The 20,172-nt window shown below is 72.9% G+C and carries 15 protein-coding genes and 1 tRNA gene; 14 read left to right on the top strand and 2 right to left on the bottom strand.

What is annotated here, in order from left to right; genetic code table 11:
- Positions 1-99 precede the first annotated feature (99 nt).
- On the top strand, positions 100-951 hold the full coding sequence (locus tag ACFV0O_RS19370; RefSeq protein ID WP_380343061.1) for a fumarylacetoacetate hydrolase family protein: 852 nt from the start codon (positions 100-102) through the stop codon (positions 949-951).
- A gap of 125 nt (positions 952-1,076) precedes the next feature.
- Here ACFV0O_RS19370 and ACFV0O_RS19365 read toward each other — a convergent pair whose 3' ends face one another.
- A complete protein-coding gene (locus ACFV0O_RS19365; RefSeq protein ID WP_380343058.1) occupies positions 1,077-1,832 on the bottom strand; it encodes a TetR/AcrR family transcriptional regulator in 756 nt (251 codons plus the stop codon).
- 139 nt (positions 1,833-1,971) lie between these two features.
- On the opposite strand from ACFV0O_RS19365, the gene ACFV0O_RS19360 reads away from it, so the two are divergent.
- From ACFV0O_RS19360 to ACFV0O_RS19345, 4 genes are all read left to right on the top strand, one after another.
- Positions 1,972-3,678 (top strand): DUF885 domain-containing protein, encoded by a 1,707-nt coding sequence (locus tag ACFV0O_RS19360; protein WP_380343056.1) that lies wholly within the window; start codon positions 1,972-1,974, stop codon positions 3,676-3,678.
- 195 nt (positions 3,679-3,873) lie between these two features.
- Complete coding sequence (locus ACFV0O_RS19355) at positions 3,874-5,499, top strand: MFS transporter (protein WP_380343053.1); 1,626 nt, start codon at positions 3,874-3,876, stop codon at positions 5,497-5,499.
- Between the two features lie 81 nt (positions 5,500-5,580).
- Positions 5,581-6,630, top strand: coding sequence for a carbohydrate kinase family protein (locus ACFV0O_RS19350; RefSeq protein ID WP_380343050.1), 1,050 nt, complete (start codon positions 5,581-5,583; stop codon positions 6,628-6,630).
- 136 nt (positions 6,631-6,766) lie between these two features.
- Positions 6,767-7,777, top strand: coding sequence for a trypsin-like serine peptidase (locus ACFV0O_RS19345; RefSeq protein ID WP_380343047.1), 1,011 nt, complete (start codon positions 6,767-6,769; stop codon positions 7,775-7,777).
- 146 nt (positions 7,778-7,923) lie between these two features.
- Here ACFV0O_RS19345 and ACFV0O_RS19340 read toward each other — a convergent pair.
- Positions 7,924-7,995 (bottom strand) — tRNA-Arg (locus tag ACFV0O_RS19340).
- A 171-nt stretch (positions 7,996-8,166) separates the two neighbouring features.
- Between ACFV0O_RS19340 and ACFV0O_RS19335 the strand changes: the two genes are divergently transcribed.
- From ACFV0O_RS19335 to rpmE, 9 genes are all read left to right on the top strand, one after another.
- Entirely contained in the window at positions 8,167-8,655 is a 489-nt protein-coding gene (locus ACFV0O_RS19335) for a PleD family two-component system response regulator (protein WP_380343044.1), read from the top strand.
- Positions 8,656-8,749: 94 nt separating this feature from the next.
- Positions 8,750-10,411: an arginine--tRNA ligase gene (gene argS, locus ACFV0O_RS19330; protein ID WP_380343042.1), complete on the top strand. Its 1,662-nt coding sequence runs from the start codon at positions 8,750-8,752 to the stop codon at positions 10,409-10,411.
- A gap of 91 nt (positions 10,412-10,502) precedes the next feature.
- A complete protein-coding gene (gene lysA, locus ACFV0O_RS19325; RefSeq protein ID WP_360253975.1) occupies positions 10,503-11,897 on the top strand; it encodes a diaminopimelate decarboxylase in 1,395 nt (464 codons plus the stop codon).
- A 136-nt stretch (positions 11,898-12,033) separates the two neighbouring features.
- Positions 12,034-13,326 (top strand): homoserine dehydrogenase, encoded by a 1,293-nt coding sequence (locus tag ACFV0O_RS19320; protein WP_360253977.1) that lies wholly within the window; start codon positions 12,034-12,036, stop codon positions 13,324-13,326.
- A gap of 9 nt (positions 13,327-13,335) precedes the next feature.
- On the top strand, positions 13,336-14,436 hold the full coding sequence (gene thrC / locus ACFV0O_RS19315) for a threonine synthase (RefSeq protein WP_380343038.1): 1,101 nt from the start codon (positions 13,336-13,338) through the stop codon (positions 14,434-14,436).
- 367 nt (positions 14,437-14,803) lie between these two features.
- Positions 14,804-15,742 carry a homoserine kinase gene (gene thrB, locus ACFV0O_RS19310; protein ID WP_380343035.1) on the top strand — a complete coding sequence of 313 codons (939 nt, stop codon included), beginning with the start codon at positions 14,804-14,806 and terminating at the stop codon, positions 15,740-15,742.
- Positions 15,743-16,308: 566 nt separating this feature from the next.
- Positions 16,309-18,417 carry a transcription termination factor Rho gene (rho, locus tag ACFV0O_RS19305; RefSeq protein ID WP_380343033.1) on the top strand — a complete coding sequence of 703 codons (2,109 nt, stop codon included), beginning with the start codon at positions 16,309-16,311 and terminating at the stop codon, positions 18,415-18,417.
- A gap of 140 nt (positions 18,418-18,557) precedes the next feature.
- Positions 18,558-19,682 carry an LCP family protein gene (locus ACFV0O_RS19300; protein WP_380343032.1) on the top strand — a complete coding sequence of 375 codons (1,125 nt, stop codon included), beginning with the start codon at positions 18,558-18,560 and terminating at the stop codon, positions 19,680-19,682.
- A gap of 137 nt (positions 19,683-19,819) precedes the next feature.
- Positions 19,820-20,041 carry a 50S ribosomal protein L31 gene (gene rpmE / locus ACFV0O_RS19295; protein WP_030057539.1) on the top strand — a complete coding sequence of 74 codons (222 nt, stop codon included), beginning with the start codon at positions 19,820-19,822 and terminating at the stop codon, positions 20,039-20,041.
- Positions 20,042-20,172 lie beyond the last annotated feature (131 nt).

The raw sequence follows: 20,172 nt of genomic DNA, 5'->3' as shown, positions 1-20,172 counted from the left end.
GGCCCGCCGCCCCGGGCCGTTGGTATACCTCGTTGCCGGACTCGGGAGCGGTCTCCGTGCCGCCCCGGTGAGCTGCGACGAAAGGCTGGTGACGGATCGATGAAGCTCCTGCGCGTCGGACCCCCGGGCGCCGAGCGCCCGGTCGTCCTGGGTGAGGACGGCACCGCGTACGACCTCTCCGGACGGGCCCGCGACCTCGACGGGGCCTTCCTGTCCGGGCTCGACCCGGCCGCACTGGCCCGGGAGGTGGCCGCCGGCGTCCTGCCGACGGTGGACCTGGACGGGCAGCGGGTGGGTGCGCCGGTGGCCCGGCCGGGCAAGGTGGTCGGCATCGGGCTCAACTACCGCGACCACGCGGCCGAGGCCGGGGCCGCGATCCCGGACGAGCCGGTGATCTTCCTGAAGCCGAGCTCCACGGTGGTCGGCCCGTACGACGAGGTGCTGGTGCCGCGCGGCGGCGAGAAGACCGACTACGAGGCCGAGCTGGCCGTGGTGATCGGGCGCACCGCCCGCTACCTGGACTCGCACGCCGAGGCCGCCGGGGTGATCGCCGGCTACACGATCGCCAACGACGTCACCGAGCGGGCCTTCCAGTTCGAGCGCGGCGGCCAGTGGGACAAGGGCAAGTCGGCGGAGACCTTCACCCCGCTCGGGCCCTGGCTGGTCACCGCCGACGAGGTGGCGGACCCGCAGGACCTGACGCTGCGGCTCTGGGTCAACGGCGAGCAGCGGCAGCACGGCAGCACCGCCGAGATGATCTTTCCGGTGCTCGAACTGGTCCGCTACGCCAGTCGGTTCATGGTGCTGGAGCCGGGCGACGTGATCGTCACCGGCACTCCGGCCGGGGTCACCCTGGGCCGCCCCGGGACACCGTTCCTCGCCCCGGGCGACGTCGTCGAGATCGAGGTCGACGGCCTCGGCCGCCAGCGCCAGGTGCTCGGCAAGGCGTGACCCGCGACGTCCCGACCCTTGGCACGGGGGTCGGGTCCGCGGACCGCCCGCACCGCCCCCGCCGGCCGCCTCACGGCCGTCGCAGCACCGCCCGCACCGCCCCCGCCGGCCGCTTCACGGCCGCCTCACGGCCGGTGCAGGACCTCGCGCAGCCGCTCCGCCCGTTCCGCCCGCGGCCCCTCCAGGGCGAGCACCCCGGCCAGCACCTCCGCCGTCTGCGGATCGTGCAGGGCCGTCGCCGCCGCCATCGCGGTGAACTGGTCCACCAGCCAGTCGCGCAGCTCGGCGACCGGCAGCGTGCGTCCCTCGTCCAGCCAGCTCAGCGACGCGCCCTCGACCACCGCGATCCACGAGCGCACCAGCAGCGTCAGCCGCGGCCCGGCCTCGCGCACGCCCAGGTGGCGCAGCGTCCGCCGCAGTGCCGCCCGCCGGACGTCGTCGACGATCGCCGAGGTGCGGGCCGTCTCCACCACCGAACCGCCGCGCAGCAGCGCCGAGTAGCCCGCGTCGTGTTCGGCCACGAAGGCGAAGTAGCCGTCCAGCACGGCCGAGAGCTGCTCGGACGGCGTCCCGGCGAGCGGGACGGCGAAGCGGCTGGTCAGCTCGTCGGCCGCGGTGCGCAGCGCGGCCTCGTACAACTGCTGCTTGCCGCCCGCGAAGTAGCGGTAGACCAGCGGGCGGGAGGCCTCGGCGGCCTCGGCGACGTCGTCCAGGCTCACCTCCTCGGGCGGCCGGGAGGCGAACAGCTCCAGGGCGACCGCGATCAGTTGCTCGCGCCGCTGTTGGACCGGCAGTCGCCGGTAGCCGGTGCGGCGTGGGCGCAGGTCGGCTACGGCCGGGGCGGGCACCTGGTCGGATGCCGGGGTGGGGCGGGCTTCCATGGCGGTCAGCGTAATGGGCGTCGGACGGATCGGATCCTGTCGCGCCGAACGGATTTTCGCGCGTCGACCCCGGGAAAGGGCCGACGGACGCCGGTGGTCAGGGGGTTGCAAACGGGCTGCGCCACGAAATGATGTCCGAATGGTTGAAGAACTGATCACCGCCGACGGCACCACCCCCCGCCGCATCGCGGACGGGTACGTCCGTGCCCTGGCCGAGCTCGACCCGCTGACCGCGGTCTACCTCGGTCTCAACCCCGAGGACGAGCGGCTGCCCGACCTCTCCCCGGCCGGCCGCGAGGCGATCGCCGACCTCGGCCGCCGCACCCTGGCGCAGCTCGACGAGGCCGAACGGGCCGGCGCCGCCGAGGACGAGGCGGAGCGCCGCTGCGCCCGGCTGCTGCGCGAGCGGCTGACCGCCGAGCTCGCCGTCCACGACGCGGGGGAGGACCTCCGCGCGGTGCGCAACCTGGCCTCCCCGGTGCACGAGCTGCGGGAGTCCTTCACGCTGATGGCCACCGGCACCGAGGCCGAGTGGCAGGTGCTCGGCCGCCGACTGGCGAAGGTCCCGGTCGCGCTGGAGCAGTACCGGCAGACGCTGGCCGCCGGCATCGAGCGGGGCCTGCTGTCCGGCCCGCGCCAGGTGGGCACGGTGGTCGGGCAGATCGGCGAGTGGCTGGAGGGGGAGGTCCCCGGCGGCTGGTTCGGGCAGTTCGTCCAGGACGCGCCGGAGGGTCTGCGCGCCGAGCTGTCCGGGTACGCGGTGGCCGCCTCCGAGGCGCTGGCGGCGCTGCGCGAGTGGCTGCGCGACGTCTACGGCCCGGCGGCCGCGGACACCCCGGACGCGGTGGGCCGCGAGCGCTACCGCCGGTGGGTCCGCTACTGGGCCGGCGCCGACCTGGACCTGGACGAGGCGTACGCCTGGGCCTGGACCGAGTTCCACGACCTGCTCGCCCAGATGCGGTCCGAGGCCGAGAAGGTCCTGCCCGGCTCCGACCCGATGGCGGCGATGGCCTGGCTGGGTACCGACGGCCCGGCCGTCGAGGGCGTCGAGGCCATCCGGGAGCACCTGCAGGGCCTGATGGACCAGGCGATCCGGGACCTCCAGGGCACCCACTTCGACCTGGCCGAGCCGGTCACCCGGGTCGAGTCCATGATCGCCCCGTCCGGCAGCGCCGCCGCGCCGTACTACACCCCGCCGTCGCTGGACTTCAACCGCCCGGGGCGGACCTGGCTGCCGGTGCTCGGCCGGGAGCGCTTCCCGCTCTGGGACCTGGTGTCGATCTGGTACCACGAGGGCGTCCCGGGCCACCACCTGCAGCTCGCGCAGTGGAACTACGTCGCCGACCGGCTCTCCACCTACCAGGTGAGCCTCGGCGGGGTCAGCGCCAACCTGGAGGGCTGGGCGCTGTACGCCGAGCGTCTGATGGACGAGCTCGGCTACCTCACCGACCCGGGCCAGCGCCTCGGGTACCTCAACGCGCAGATGATGCGCGCGCTGCGGGTCATCGTCGACATCGGCATGCACGCGGGTCTGGACTTCCCGGCCGACTCGCCGTACAAGCCGGGCGAGCCGGTCAGCCCGGAGCACGCCCGCGAGTTCTTCGGGCAGTACTGCGGCCTGTCCGACGACTTCCTGGACAGCGAGCTGGTCCGCTACCTGGGCATGCCCGGCCAGGCGATCGGCTACAAGCTCGGCGAGCGGGCCTGGCTGCGCGGCCGGGCGGCGGCGCGGGCGGCGCACGAGGCGCGCGGCGAGGAGTTCGACCTCAAGGCGTGGCACATGGCGGCGCTCTCGCAGGGCTCGCTGGGCCTGGACGACCTGGTCGACGAGCTCTCGGCGCTGTAGGCCCCGGCCGGTCGAGGCGCCGGTCGAGGGGACGGAACCAGGGTCCCGGGGACTCGTCCCGTAGTCCCAGGACCCTGGTTCTTTTGTCCCAAAAGTCCGATTTGGCAAGGTTTTTCCTTGCCCTTTCGTCGGGCCCGGGTATTGGCTGGAAGGCGACTACGTGACCTCTCCGACCCACTCCGGAAGGCTCGACCAGTGAGTGTGCAAACCGCCACCGGTCATGAGGACGCGGACAGCCGGCGCTGGTGGGCGCTGGCCGTCATCGCCGTCGCCCAGCTCATGATCGTCCTCGACATCACCATCGTGAACATCGCACTGCCGTCCGCCCAGCGGGACCTGGGCATATCCGACGCCGACCGGCAGTGGGTGATCACCGCCTACACGCTGGCCTTCGGCGGCCTGCTGCTGCTCGGCGGACGGCTGGGCGACCTCTTCGGCCGCAAGCGCGTCTTCATCATCGGACTGCTCGGCTTCGCGCTGGCCTCCGCCCTCGGCGGCGCGGCGGCCGACCCGACGATGCTCTTCGGCGCCCGTGCCCTCCAGGGCGCGTTCGGCGCCCTGCTCGCCCCGTCCGCGCTGGGGCTGCTCTCCACCACGTTCTCCGACCCGAAGGAGCGCAGCACGGCCTTCGGCATCTTCGGCGCGATCGCCGGCGGCGGCGCCGCGATCGGATTCATCGCCGGCGGGCTGCTGACCGAGTACCTGAACTGGCGCTGGTGCCTGTTCGTCAACACCCCGATCGCCATCGCCACCGCCTTCGCCGCGTTCTCCGTGCTCCAGCGCGACCACGTCGGCAAGGGGCGCCGGGTCCGGCTGGACCTGCCCGGGGCCCTGCTGGGCTGCGGCGGCCTGCTCGCGATCGTCTTCGGCACCTCCGAGGCCGTGACCCGGGGCTGGGTCGACGCCCTGGTGCTCGGCTCGCTGTTCCTGGGCGTGGCGCTGCTCGCGGTGTTCGTCCTGGTCGAGCGCCGCACCGCGCACCCGTTGCTGCCGGTGCACATCGTCGCGGACCGCAACCGCGGCGGCGGGGCGCTCTCGGTCGGTCTGGCCATGGTCGGCATGTTCGGCCTGTTCCTGTTCCTGACGTACTACCTGCAGGCCATCAAGCACTTCTCGCCGATCGTCTCCGGCCTCTCCTTCCTGCCCATGACGGCCGCCATCGTGATCAGTTCGACGGGCATCGCGGCCCGCCTGATGACCAGGGTGCCGTCGCGGAACCTGATCGCACCGGGACTGCTGCTCGCCGGGGCCGGCATGGCCTGGCTGACCCAGATGAAGGTGGACAGCCCGTGGGCCGGCATGGTGCTGCCCGCCGAACTGCTGCTCGGCTTCGGCATGGGCCTGGTGTTCATGCCGTCGATGAGCCTGGCCACCCTCGGGGTCGCCCGGAACGAGGCCGGGGCGGCTTCGGCCACCATCAACTCGGCCCAGCAGGTCGGCGGTTCCTTCGGTACGGCGCTGCTGAACACCATCGCGGCCAGTGCCACCGCGAGCTTCCTGGCCACCCGGATCGCCTCCGACCCGGCGGTCCAGGCCCAGGGCGCGGTGCACGGCTACGTGGTCGCGACCTGGGTGGCGATGGGCATCCTGCTGCTGGCCGCACTGGTCGCCTTCCTGATGATCGACCACCGGCCGGCGCCCGGTGAGGCGGCCACCTCCGTCGAGGGTGGCGTCGAAGCGGCCGCGGCGGCCCCCGCCGTACGGACCGCGGACGGGCGACCGAGCCCCCGGGAGGCGGCCATGGCCGACGTCAAGGCCAACGTCCGGGCGGGCGGCGAGGTCCGCTCGGAGGCCGGGGCGGAGCGCCCACCGGCCGATTGAAAATTGCAGCAAGGTCTTGCAGTCAACCTCCGGCGCCTGCTTGACTCCTGGCCACCGTCCAGGGATCAAGGAGGCGCCGTCGTGCTGCCCGAGTCCGTGCCGTCCGACGCCGAAGCCGAGACCGAGACCGAGACCGAGACCGACGCCGAGGCCGTGACCGGGGGCCCCGAGACCGGGGGCCCCGCGCCCGGGTCCGCGCCCGCCGGGTCCGTGCCGTCCGACACCGCCGCACCGACGATCGACCTGCTCGTCGTCGGCGGAGCCGGTGTGGACACCGTCGTCCGGGTCGAGCGGCTGGAGATCCCGCCCGGCGACTCGCAGTCCGTCGGACCGGTACACGACTACGTCGGCCACACCGGCAACGGCGTCGCCCTCGGCGCCCACCACCTCGGCCTGCGCACCGTCCTGCTCGACTTCCTCGGCGACGACCCGCAGGGCGACCTGGTCCGGGCCGCCTACCGGCGCCACGGCCTGCGCCTCGCCCACCTGGTGAGCCCGCACGGGACCCCGCGCGGGGTCAACCTGGTCGACGCCGCCGGCCGCCGGTTCTCCTTCTACGACGGCCGGCACCCCGCCGACCTGCGGCTGCCGCGGGACTTCTACCTCCCGTACGCCGAGCGCAGCCGACACGTCCACCTCTCCATCACCGGCGTCAACCGGGACATGTACGGCGACCTGCACCGGCTCGGCCGCACCACCTCCACCGACCTGCACGACTGGGACGGCGCCGACCCGCACCACCGCGACTACGCGTTCGGCTCCGACCTGGTCTTCCTCTCGGTGGCCGGCTGCCGCGGCCGGCACGAGGAGGTGATGCGCGCCGTCCTTGCCGGGGGCCGGGCGCGGGTGGTCGTCGCCACCGCCGGCGCCGAGGGCTGCCACCTGCTCACCCGCGAGGACGGCGTGCTCCGCCGGCTGCCGGCGGTCGACCCGGGTCGCCCGGTGGTGGACACCAACGGCGCCGGGGACGCCTTCGTCTCCGGCTTCCTGTACGCCTGGTTCCGGGGGCGTTCGCCGCTGGACTGCGCCCGGGCCGGCTCGGCCGCCGGGGCGTTCGCCTGCACCGCCGCGGGGACGCACACCGCCTTCATCGGGTCGGCCGGGCTCGACGCGGTGCTGAACGGGGGATGACGGCGGGGCGGTGGCGGGTGAGCACCGGGCGACGGATTTCTCATCGAGCTCCAAGGCGCGGATCACGACCTTTCCAGCCGGAGGCGTCATAGTCGTTGACCGAACACCGCCACCGAGCCCGGCAGGAGAGTCAGGCATGGGTCAGCACAGCCGCCAGAGGTCCCGCCGCCGACGGCTGCTGACCCCGGCCCTGTTCGCCGCGCTGTCCGCCGTCGTGGTGGCCGCCGTGGTGACCGGGACGCACACGCTGGACCTGTCCGACGCGGCGGCCGCGGGGAAGGCCGCGCGGAGCACCCGCGCCGCGGTCGCGCCCGCCCCCACCGCCGCCGCCACGGCGCCGGCGCCGGTCGCCGATCCCGAGCCGGCCGACAGTCCGACCCCGGCCGACCCGACCCCGGCCGACCCGCCCGCGTCCGCGCCCGCTGCCCCGTCGCCCGCCGCCACCGACACCCCGACGGCCACCGCGGCCGCCACCCCCGACACCCGCGGCGTCGTCCGCGGCATCACCGCCGCCGCCCCCGCCGACGTCCGTGAAACCGACACCGTCGGCGCGCTGTTCAGCGGCAAGGTGGCGGCCGGCAACCACTTCTGCACCGCCAGCGTGCTGCACAGCGCCACCGGCAACCTGCTGCTGACCGCCGCGCACTGCCTCGACAGCACGGACGGCGTCACCTTCGCCCCCGGCTACCGCGACGGCTCGGCCCCGTACGGCACCTGGCGGGTGACCGCGATCCACACCACCACCGGCTGGTCGCAGAAGGGCGACACGGACGAGGACTTCGCGATCCTGGAGACCGCCCCCAACAACGGCCGCAAGGTCGAGGACGTGGTCGGCGGCAACCGCCTGGGCACCGACGAGCCGTTCGACGCGGCCGTCCGCCTCTACGGCTACCCCGCCGACTCCGAGAGGCCCAACCTCTGCACCAACGGCACCGACCGGAAGAGCAGCTACCAGCGGGTCATCGATTGCCCGGCCTACCCGTCCGGCACCAGCGGCGGCCCCTGGATCGATGTCGCCACCGGCGACGTGGTCGGTGCCATAGGCGGTTACCAGCAGGGCGGCGACAGCGACGACGTCTCGTACAGCGCCTACTTCGACCACACCATCGCGGCCCTCTACAACCAGGCCGTGGCCGCCGCGTCCTGACCCGGTCCGATCGCCCGGCCGCCCGCCCGCGGGTCCCCCGGGCGGGCCCGGCCGGTGCCCCGCCGCACCGGGCCCGTGACATGACGAAGGCCCAGATCCGTGGATCAACTCCACTGATCTGGGCCTCTGTTGCACCTACTGCGAAGTGCCCCCGGTAGGATTCGAACCTACGCACCCGCCTCCGGAGGGCGGTGCTCTATCCCCTGAGCTACGGGGGCCTGTCGGCCTGTCGGTGGCTCGCGCTTCCGACGTGGAGAACACTACCAGGCCCGGGCCGCGGTCCGTGCACGGGTTTTCCCGGACGGCCGCCGGGGCGGTGACGGGGGCGGGGGGAGCGGAAGTGCCCAAAGGCCGGACGGGGCGGCGGGGCCGCGGATACCCTCGGTGAGGTGTCGGGAGTGTCCGGGCGGGTCCTCGTGGTGGACGACAGCGAGGTGATCCGCCAGCTGATCAGGGTCAACCTGGAGCTCGAAGGCTTCGAGGTGGTGACCGCCGCCGACGGCGCCGAGTGCCTGGAGGTCATCCGCCGGGTGAAGCCCGACGTGGTGACGCTGGACGTGATGATGCCGCGGCTGGACGGCCTGCGGACGGCGGCCCGGTTGCGCGCGACGCCGGAGACCCGTCGGCTGCCGATCGCGATCGTGAGCGCCTGCACCCCGGCGGACCTGGACCTGGGGGAGACGGTCGGGGTGGACGGCTACCTCGGCAAGCCCTTCGACCCGGCCGATCTGGTGGCCCTGGTCCGGCGCCTGATGCTGCTCGGCGGCGGGTTCGACGGAGGGTTCGACGGGGAGCCGGACGGACGGCCCGGCGGGCGGCTCGGCGGCCGGCCCCGAGCGTTTCGCCCTGAGCGAACAGATCGGACCGATCGCGGCTGAGACCCCGGAGCCGACGGCGCGTCGGGGCCTCCGGGCGTCTCAACCGGTAAACCGGGTGGCGGGCGGGTACCCCGTCTCGCCTACGCTTGGCGTCGTGACCCCCGCAGACCTTTCCCAGGCAATCCAGGCCGCAGTGAGCACCGCCGTCGAGGCGGGCGAGCTGGCCGTCGCCGTGCCCGAGCACGTGACGGTCGAGCGGCCCAAGAACAGGGACCACGGCGACTACGCGACCAACGTGGCCCTCCAGCTCGCCAAGGCGGCCGGCAAGCCGCCGCGAGCCGTTGCCGAGGTCCTGGCCGACCGCCTGCGAGGGATCACCGGCGTCGCCAAGGTCGACATCGCCGGTCCGGGCTTCCTCAACATCACCCTGGACACCGCCACCGCGGGCGCGCTGGCGCGCACCGTCGTCGAGGCGGGCGAGGCCTACGGCCGCAACGACGCCCTCAAGGGTCTCAAGATCAACCTGGAGTTCGTCTCCGCCAACCCGACCGGCCCGATCCACATCGGCGGCGTCCGCTGGGCCGCCGTCGGCGACTCGCTGGCGCGCGTGCTGCGGGCCTCCGGCGCCGACGTCACCACCGAGTACTACCTCAACGACGCCGGTGTGCAGATCACCAAGTTCGCCGCCTCGCTGCAGGCCGCCGCGAACGGCCGCGAGGTGCCCGAGGGCGGGTACGTCGGCGAGTACATCGTCGACATCGCCAAGGCGCTCACCGACGCGGTCCCCGGCGTGCTCGACCTGCCCGAGGACGAGCAGCTGGAGGTCTTCCGCACCGAGGGCCTCAAGCTCATGGTGTCCGAGATCAAGCGCTCGATGGACGAGTTCGGCACCCACTTCGACGTGTGGTTCTCGGAGAAGACGCTGCACGACTCCGGCGCCGTCGAGAAGGCCATCGACCGGCTGCGCGAGCAGGGCCACGTCTTCGAGCAGGACGGCGCGGTCTTCCTGCGCACCACCGACTTCGGCGACGACAAGGACCGCGTCCTGGTCAAGGCCGACGGCGACAAGACCTACTTCGCCGCCGACGCCGCGTACTACCTGTCCAAGCGGGACCGCGGCGCCGAGGTCGCGCTCTACATGCTGGGCGCCGACCACCACGGCTACGTCAACCGCCTCAAGGCCATCTCGGCCTGCGCCGGCGACGACATGAACCACAACATCGAGGTGAAGATCGGCCAGTTCGTGAAGATGCTTCGCGACGGCGAAGAGGTCCGCATGTCCAAGCGTGCGGGCAACATCATCACGATCGACGACGTGGTCGAGTGGATCGGCGTGGACGCCGCCCGCTACACCCTGGCGCGCTCCTCCACGGACTCGACGATCACGCTGGACATCAACGTCCTGACCAGCCAGACCAACGAGAACCCGGTCTTCTACGTGCAGTACGCGCACACCCGGATGTGCGGGGTGGCGCGCAAGGCCGCCGAGCTGGGCGTGGACAAGGGCACGGCCGAGCAGTTCAAACCCGAGCTGCTCGCCACCGAGTGGGAGTCCGACGTGCTCGGCCACCTCGCCGACTTCCCGCGCGTGCTGGCCGCGGCCGGCGAGCTGCGCGAGCCGCACCGGGTCGCCGTCTACCTGGAGAAGCTCGCGGGCAAGTACCACCGCCTGTACGAGAACTGCATGTTCCTGCCCAAGGGCGACGAGGAGCTCACGGACACGCACCGGGCCCGCCTCTGGCTGGTCGAGGCGACGCGCACCGTGCTCGCCAACGGTCTCACGCTCCTGGGCGTGACGGCGCCCGAGCGGATGTAGGCACCACCCCCAAGCGCACAGCGGGGGCGGCTGACGGTCAACGGGGACCGTCGCCGCCCCTCGCCATAGGTCTCCCGAAGGACGCACCAGCATGAGTCGTTCCGCACACCCCGCAGGCCCCCGCCACGGCGACGTCCTGCCCGAGGGCCACTACCAGGCCCCGCCCGCCGACCTGAACGCGCTGGACCCCAAGGTCTGGTCATGCACCGTCGCCCGTGACGCCGCGGGCGTGGCCACCGTCGGCGGGATCGACGTCAAGCGGCTGGCGGCCGAGTTCGGCACCCCGGCGTACGTGCTGGACGAGGAGGACTTCCGGTCCCGGGCGCGCGCCTGGCGGGACGCCTTCGGCACCGGGGCGGACGTCTACTACGCCGGGAAGGCGTTCCTCTCCAAGGCGGTCGTGCGCTGGCTGCACGAGGAGGGCCTCAACCTGGACGTGTGCAGCGCGGGCGAGTTGGCCGTCGCGCTGGCCGCCGGGATGCCGCCGGCGCGGATCGCGCTGCACGGCAACAACAAGTCGGTGGACGAGCTCGAACACGCGGTGAAGACCGGGGTCGGGCACATCGTGGTCGACTCCTACGAGGAGATCGAGCGGCTGGCCGCGATCGCCGCCCGCCACGGCGTGCGCCAGCAGGTGCTGATCCGGATCACGGTCGGCGTCGAGGCGCACACCCACGAGTTCATCGCCACCGCGCACGAGGACCAGAAGTTCGGCCTCTCGCTCACCGGCGGTTCGGCCGCCGAGGCGGTGCGCCGGGTGCTGGCCCACGGCGACAGCCTGGAACTGCGCGGCATCCACTCGCACATCGGCTCGCAGATCTTCGACATGGCCGGCTTCGAGGTGGCGGCCCGCCGGGTGGTCGGCCTGCTGGCGCGGATCCGCGACGAGCACGGGGTCCAGCTGCCGGAGATCGACCTCGGCGGCGGCCTCGGCATCGCGTACACCAGCGACGACGACCCGCGCGAGCCGGCCGAGATCGCGGCCGCGCTGGCCGACATCGTCCGCCGCGAGTGCGCCGCCGAGAACCTGGACGCCCCCCGGCTGAGCGTGGAGCCGGGCCGGGCGATCGTCGGCCCGACGGCGTTCACGCTGTACGAGGTCGGCACCGTCAAGCCGTTGGAGGGCCTGCGCACCTACGTCAGCGTGGACGGCGGGATGTCGGACAACATCCGCACCGCGCTGTACGACGCCGAGTACTCGGTGGCGCTGGTGTCGCGCACGAGCGACGCCGAGCCGATGCTGGTCAGGGTGGTCGGCAAGCACTGCGAGTCCGGTGACATCGTCGTCCGGGACGCCTTCCTGCCCGCCGACCTGGCTCCCGGCGACCTGGTCGCGGTGCCCGCCACCGGCGCCTACTGCCGCTCGATGGCGAGCAACTACAACCACGCCCTCAGGCCTCCCGTGCTCGCCGTCAAGGACGGTGCGGCGCGGGTGATCGTCCGGCGCGAGACGGAGGAGGATCTCCTGCGTCTCGATATCGGATGACGAAATCCTTGTCTCAGATCATGGAACGACCGTAGATCCGTACGGAAAGTCCCGGAGACTGGTACGGACCGAAGTTCCCGGCGGCCCCGGAAAACCGCCGGAAATACCGAAGCAGATGAATGCAGAGCGGAGTCGGATGATGCGTACGCGCCCGCTGAAGGTGGCGTTGCTGGGTTGTGGTGTGGTGGGCTCCGAGGTGGCGCGCATCATGACGACGACGGCCGACGACCTCGCCGCTCGCATCGGCGCCCCGGTGGAGCTGGCCGGGATCGCGGTCCGCCGGGCCGGTCGGGTGCGCCCGGGCGTTCCCGAGCACCTGATCACCACCGACGCCGAGGCCCTGGTCGGCCGGGGCGACATCGACGTGGTGGTCGAGGTCGTGGGCGGCATCGAGCCGTCCAAAGCCCTGATCCTGTCCGCATTCGAGCAGGGTGCCTCGGTGGTCAGCGCCAACAAGGCGCTGCTCGCCAAGGACGGCACCGAGCTGCACGCGGCGGCCGCCCGGGCCGGCGTGGACCTGTACTACGAGGCTGCGGTGGCGGGCGCGATCCCGCTGCTGCGTCCGCTGCGCGAGTCCCTCGCGGGCGACAAGGTGAACCGGGTGCTGGGCATCGTCAACGGCACCACCAACTTCATCCTCGACAAGATGGACACCACCGGCGCCGGTTACTCGGAGGCGCTGGAGGAGGCCACCGCGCTGGGCTACGCCGAGGCCGACCCGACGGCCGACGTCGAGGGCTTCGACGCCGCCGCCAAGGCCGCGATCCTGGCCGGCATCGCCTTCCACACCGAGGTCACCGCGGCCGACGTCTACCGCGAGGGCATCACCGAGGTGACGGCGGCGGACATCGCCTCCGCGAAGGAGATGGGCTGCGTCGTCAAGCTGCTAGCGATCTGCGAGCGGGCGGCCGACGGCGAGTCCGTCACCGCCCGGGTGCACCCGGCGATGATCCCGCTCTCGCACCCGCTGGCCTCGGTCCGGGAGGCGTACAACGCGGTGTTCGTCGAGGCCGAGGCGGCCGGTCGGCTGATGTTCTACGGCCCGGGCGCGGGCGGCTCGCCGACCGCCTCCGCGGTGCTCGGCGACCTGGTCGCGGTCTGCCGCAACAAGCTGGCCGGGGCCACCGGTCCCGGTGACTCGGTGTACACCCAGCTGCCCGCCAAGCCGATGGACGAGGTGGTCACCCGCTACCACGTCAGCCTGGACGTGGACGACCGCGCGGGTGTGCTCGCCCAGGTGGCCTCCGTCTTCGCCGAGCACGGCGTCTCCATCGACACCGTGCGCCAGCAGGGCCGCGACGGCGACGCCTCGCTCGTCGTGGTCACCCACCGTGCCACCGACGCCGCGCTGTCGGCGACGGTCGACAAGCTCCGCGCGCTGGACAGCGTGCGGGACGTGGCCAGCATCATGCGGGTCGAAGGGGAATAAGGAACAGCCATGAACGCCGTTGCCGAGAACGTCGTCCGAGGCGCGCACACCCACCAGTGGCGCGGCCTGATCGAGGAGTACCGGGACCGCCTGCCGGTCACCGCGGCCACCCCGGTGGTCACCCTGCTGGAGGGCGGCACGCCCCTGGTCCCCGCGCAGGTGCTCTCCGAGCGCACCGGCTGCGAGGTCTACCTCAAGGTCGAGGGCGCCAACCCGACCGGTTCCTTCAAGGACCGCGGGATGACGATGGCCATCTCCAAGGCCAAGGAGGAGGGCGCGCAGGCGGTCATCTGCGCGTCCACCGGCAACACCTCGGCCTCCGCCGCCGCGTACGCGGTGCGGGCCGGGATGGTGTCCGCGGTGCTCGTCCCGCAGGGCAAGATCGCCCTCGGCAAGATGGGCCAGGCGCTGGTGCACGGCGCCCGGATCCTGCAGGTCGACGGGAACTTCGACGACTGCCTTACCCTGGCGCGCGAACTGTCCGAGAAGTATCCGGTGGCCCTGGTCAACTCGGTGAACCCGGTGCGCATCGAGGGTCAGAAGACCGCGGCCTTCGAGATCGTCGACATGCTCGGCGACGCCCCCGACGTCCACGTCCTGCCGGTCGGCAACGCGGGCAACATCACCGCGTACTGGAAGGGCTACCGCGAGTACGCCGCGGACGGGCTCTCCTCGCGCACCCCGCGGATGTGGGGCTTCCAGGCCGCGGGCTCGGCCCCGATCGTGGACGGTGCGCCGGTGCTCAAGCCGCAGACCATCGCCACCGCGATCCGGATCGGCAACCCGGCCTCCTGGGACTTCGCGCTCGCCGCGCGGGACGAGTCCGGCGGCCTCATCGACAAGGTGACGGACCGTCAGATCCTGTCCGCCTACCGGCTGTTGGCCTCGCAGGAGGGCGTCTTCGTGGAGCCCGCCTCGGCCGCCTCGGTGGCCGGCCTGCTGGCCAAGGCGGAGGCCGGTCTGGTCGACCCGGGCCAGCGGATCGTCTGCACCGTGACCGGCAACGGCCTCAAGGACCCGGACTGGGCGGTGGCCGGCGCGCCGCAGCCGCAGGTCGTCCCGGTCGACCCGGAGGCCGCGGCCCGGCAACTCGGCCTGCTCGACCGGTAACGGGGCCCGGCACTTCGACGGGCCGACCCTTTCGGGGGTAGGCCCGTCGACGTTCTCCACTGACACTTCTGTGTCAATTCCGCCGGGCATTCCGATCCGATTTCGGCCCGCTCTTTGACGGGGAGGGGTGCGCATTCCGGCCAGAACCGGCAACACACCAGATCGAAGGCCCACGGGGTGTACCGCTCGGGAACCTCTCTTCGATACTCTGGGTTCGGCCGTGTGGCACATGCCCCGGGCCCGGCGCCGTCCGGGCCGCGCCGACGACTGTGGCCGCCCGCCCCGAAAGGGCCCGCGTCCCTTTCCCCCCACCCTCGCAACGACGACGCGCTCCGCGCCGCCCGATTTCCCCAGGAGAGTCCACCGCATGGCCGGTCCTGCGTTCCGTGCCGCCGCCGTCCGGGTCCGGGTTCCCGCGACCAGCGCCAACCTCGGTCCGGGCTTCGACGCCTTCGGACTCGCGCTGGGTCTCTACGACGACGTGGTCGTCCGGGTCGCCGACTCCGGTCTCTCCGTCGACATCGCGGGCGAGGGCGCCGAGACGCTGCCGCGCGACGAGCGCCACCTGCTGGTCCGCTCGATGCGGGCCGCCTTCGACCGGCTCGGCGGCCAGCCGCGCGGCCTCGAACTCGTCTGCGCCAACCGGATACCGCACGGCCGGGGCCTCGGTTCCTCCTCCGCCGCCATCTGCGCCGGCATCGTGGCCGCCCGCGCGGTCACCATCGGCGGTCCGTCCGCGCTGGACGACGACGCGCTGCTGGCCCTCGCCTCCGAGCTGGAGGGCCACCCGGACAACGTCGCGGCCTGCCTGCGCGGCAACTTCACCATCGCCTGGACCGACGAGGAGTCCGCCAAGGCGGTCGCCCTGGAGCCCTCCGACCAGGTCGTCCCGGTGGTGTTCGTCCCGGCCGGCGAGGTGCTCACCGAGACCGCCCGCGGCCTGCTGCCGAGGACCGTGCCGCTGGCCGACGCCGCGGTCAACGCGGGCCGCTCCGCGCTGCTGGTCGAGGCGCTGACCCGGCGCCCCGAACTGCTCTTCGCCGCCACCGAGGACCGCCTGCACCAGGACTACCGCGCCTCCGCCATGCCGGACAGCGCCGCGCTGGTCGGCGCGCTGCGCGCGGAGGGCGTCCCCGCGGTCATCTCCGGGGCCGGCCCGACCGTCCTGGCGCTCACCGACGAGGCGGGTGCCGACAAGGTGCTCTCCTTCGCCGGGCACCACGGCCACGGCGGCGACCCGGCGTTCGCCGCGCACCGGCTGGACGTCGACCGCGCCGGGGCCGTCGTGCTCCCGCTGGACGTCTGAGCAGCCATGACGGGCCCGGCGTGCCGGACACGATTGGCAAGCGCAAGGCTGGGGAATGTCTGAGGGGGTCGGTAGTGTTAACCTCATTGCTGCACCAGGTGCCCTCCGGGGCTCGGTGCGCCGCGTCCCGATCCCAGCACTCCACTGCCGTGGAGTCCCGGCGATGCACGGGGCGACGATTCTCCGGGAGCCCACCGCAGCGCGTACGCAGCCTGCCTGCGCGACACGCGGCCGCATCCCGAAGCCGTGACGGCACCTGACTCCCACCCGCGGCCTCCCACCTTGAGGCCAGGACGGGCGGAGCACGGGCCACCGTCACGCGACGGGGGCCCGGGATTCGCAGGGAGCGTGGGGGTTACGCCCTCAGGGGAGGTCGACACACGACCGGCCCACGCGCCACTCAGCACCACCGTGCTTCAAGCACCGCACCTCGCAGCTCTCCCTCGACGGGCTCCCGCCATTCGAGGGACCACCGCCTCGGACCGACGCAGTCGAGCGTCGGTCAGGACAGCACAACCGGTCGCCGAGCCAGACAGGCCGACGTCCGCTCCAGGGAAGGACCCTTAGTGAGCGACTCCACCGATCTGATGGGCGCGCGCCCGGACGCCGACGCGCCGGACGCAGCCCCCGCTGCCCCGGCCCGCCGCCGCCGCAGCGCCGCCGCGGGCCTGGACGGCATGGTCCTGGCCGAGCTGCAGAAGCTCGCCGCGGACCTTGGCATCACCGGTACCGGCCGCATGCGCAAGAGCCAGCTGATCGAGACCATCAAGGAGAAGAGCGGCGGGGACCCACTGCTCGCCGCCGGTGGCGCCCCGGCCGCCAAGCGTGCCGCCGCCAAGGCGGACGCCGAGGCCCCGGCCGAGAAGCCGGCCCGCCGCACCAAGGCCGCCGCCGCCAAGGCGGAGGCCGAGGCCCAGGCCGCCGCCGAGCCGCAGGCCCAGATCGAGATCCCGGTCCAGGCCGCCTCCGAGACCGCCGCGCCGGCCCGCACCGAGCGCACCCGCCGCCGCGCGACCTCGGCCGCCGGCGCCCCCACGGCCCCGGCTGCCGCTCCGGCCGCCGAGGCCGCCGCCGACGCCACCGTCGCGGTCGCCGAGCCGAAGCAGGCCGAGGCCCGCCCGGCCGAGACCCGTGGCTTCGAGGGCCGCGAGGACGGCCGCGAGAGCCGTCGCGACCGCCGTGAGCGCCGCGAGCGCCGTGACACCGGCGAGCGCACCGAGCGCACCGAGCGCACCGACCGCCAGGAGGGCGGCGAGGCGCAGGACGGCGACTCCCGCGAGTCGCGCCGCGACCGCCGCAACCGCCGCGAGCGCGCCGACCGCCCGGGCCAGCAGGGTCAGCAGCAGGGCACCGGCCAGGGCGACCAGCAGGGCCGCCAGGGCCAGCAGACCCAGCAGCCGCCGGTCCAGCAGGGCGGTTACGACGACGACGAGTTCGGCGAGGGCCGCCGCGGCCGTCGCGGCCGCTACCGTGACCGCCGGGGCCGTCGTGGCCGCGACGGTTTCGAGGCCGGCCCCGTCGAGACGCCGATCGGCGAGGACGACGTCCTGATCCCGGTCGCGGGCATCCTGGACATCCTCGACAACTACGCGTTCGTGCGGACCTCCGGCTACCTGCCGGGCCAGAACGACGTCTACGTCTCGCTCGCCCAGGTCCGCAAGAACGGCCTGCGCAAGGGTGACGCCATCACCGGTGCGGTGCGCCAGCCGCGCGACGGCGAGCGCCGCGAGAAGTTCAACGCCATGGTGCGCCTGGACTCCGTCAACGGCATGGACCCGGAGAGCGGCCGCGGCCGTCCCGAGTTCAACAAGCTCACCCCGCTCTACCCGCAGGAGCGGCTGCGCCTGGAGACCGACCCGGGCGTGCTGACCACCCGGATCATCGACCTCGTGTCGCCGATCGGCAAGGGCCAGCGCGGTCTGATCGTCGCGCCGCCGAAGACCGGCAAGACGATGGTGCTGCAGGCGGTCGCCAACGCGATCACCCACAACAACCCCGAGTGCCACCTGATGGTCGTCCTGGTCGACGAGCGTCCGGAAGAGGTCACCGACATGCAGCGGTCGGTGAAGGGCGAGGTCATCTCCTCGACCTTCGACCGCCCGGCCGAGGACCACACCACCGTCGCCGAGCTGGCCATCGAGCGCGCCAAGCGCCTGGTGGAGCTGGGCCACGACGTGGTCATCCTGCTGGACTCGATCACCCGCCTGGGCCGCGCCTACAACCTGGCGGCGCCGGCCTCCGGCCGCATCCTGTCCGGTGGTGTCGACTCGACCGCGCTCTACCCGCCGAAGAAGTTCTTCGGCGCCGCGCGCAACATCGAGAACGGCGGCTCGCTGACCATCCTGGCCACCGCGCTGGTCGAGACCGGCTCGCGCATGGACGAGGTGATCTTCGAGGAGTTCAAGGGCACCGGCAACATGGAGCTCAAGCTCGACCGCAAGCTCTCCGACAAGCGCATCTTCCCGGCCGTCGACGTGGACGCCTCCAGCACCCGCAAGGAGGAGATCCTGCTCGGCAGCGAGGAGTTGGCCATCGTCTGGAAGCTGCGCCGGGTGCTGCACGCGCTCGACTCGCAGCAGGCGATCGAGCTGCTCCTGGACAAGATGAAGCAGACCAAGAGCAACGCCGAGTTCCTGATGCAGATCGCCAAGACCACCCCCGGCTCCGGCGACTGACCGTAGCCGCACGGCTGTCGAAGCACGGAACCCCGGATCGCGCGAGCGGTCCGGGGTTCCGTGTGTTCGTGCCCGGGTTGTTCCAGGGTCGGGACAATTCGAGGCCTTTGGATCATGTTGTCCGATTTATTCTGGAGCACATGGCCGAGCACAAGAGTGTCCCGAGTCGCCGTCGCACCGTGCTGCGGACGGCCGCCTGCGCGTTCGTCGCACTCGTCGTCCTCGGCGCCGGCGCGGCCGTCTACGCGTACGTGAAGCTCAACGACAACATCAAGAGCGTCGACATCGACGGCCGCCTCGGCGACGCCCGGCCGCCGGCCGCCACCGACGGCTCGTTCAACGTCCTCGTCCTGGGCTCCGACTCGCGCAACGGCGAGAACGGCGACCTGGCCGGCGGGGACACCGGCGACACCGCCCGCTCGGACACCGCGATGGTGCTGCACGTCAACCAGGACCACTCGCGCGCGCAGATCGTCTCGATACCCCGCGACACCCTGGTCGCCCGGCCCGACTGCGTCGACGCGAACGGCAGGACCGTCGCGGGCGCCAAGCGCGCGATGTACAACAGCGCGTTCGAGAGCGGCGGCGCGGCCTGCGCGGTCAAGACCACCGAGCAGCTCACCGGGCTGCGGATGGACCACTACCTCCAGATCGACTTCGCCGGCTTCGCCCGGGTCGTGGACGCGATAGGCGGGGCCACCGTGACCACCACGGTGGCCATCCACGACAAGGACAGCGGGCTCGACCTGCCGCCCGGGCAGCACCACCTGGACGGCCGGCAGGCGCTGGCCTTCGTCCGCACCCGGCACGGCGTCGGTGACGGCAGCGACCTCGGCCGGATCGAGCTGCAGAAGCAGATGGTGAAGTCGCTGCTCCAGCAGGCCGGCGGCGCCGGACTGTTCACCGACCCGGTCAAGCTGTGGTCGCTCGGCGACACCGTGACCAAGAGCATCACCACCGACTCCGCGCTCGGCTCGGTGAACTCCCTGGTGGGACTCGTCCAGGAACTCAAGGGGATCGGGCCGGACCGGCTGGCCATGGTCACCCTGCCGGTGGTGACCGCCCCGGCCGACCCGAACCGGGTGGTCGAGCAGCAGCCGCAGGCCGACCAGGTCTGGGCGGCCCTCAAGGCCGACCAGGAGTTCCCGCAGGCGGTCGTCACCGCGCAGCCGGAGAACCCCGCCCAGGCGGCCCCCGCAGCCGCTCCGTCGGCCCCCGCACGGCCCGCGGGGAGGGCGACCGCCAAGGCCACCGCGGCGCACTGAGCGGGCCCGGAATATCCCGGAACGCGACCCGGTTTGGGAAGATGCGGCCGGTCCTGGCAGACTGGTCCGTCGGTCCCGGTTCACGTGCGGCGCCCCAGCCGCCGACCCGGTGCCCTCCCGAAACCTAGGAGAACCCCTTGAAGCCCAACGTTCACCCCGAGTACGTGGTCACCCGTGTGACCTGCACCTGCGGTGCCGAGTTCACCACCCGCTCGACCGAGACCAGTGGCGAGATCCGCGCCGAGGTCTGCTCGCAGTGCCACCCGTTCTACACCGGCAAGCAGAAGATCCTCGACACCGGTGGCCGCGTGGCCCGCTTCGAGGCCCGCTTCGGCAAGCAGCACAGCGCGAAGGCCTAGCGCTCCCTCGGCGCCGGTTCCCGGTGCCCCCGTACTCGTTGTCGGGGGCGCTGGGGGGCGGCGCCCGGGGGGGGGGGCCCCGCGGGCGCCCCGCCCCCCCCGGGGGGCGCGCGCGCCCCCGGCGGGGGGCG

The organism is Kitasatospora sp. NPDC059577 (genome assembly GCF_042735475.1).
GTDB lineage: Bacteria > Actinomycetota > Actinomycetes > Streptomycetales > Streptomycetaceae > Kitasatospora.
The sequence above is the reverse complement of the archived record's forward strand: the minus strand, read 5'-3'. Positions and strand labels throughout refer to the sequence as shown.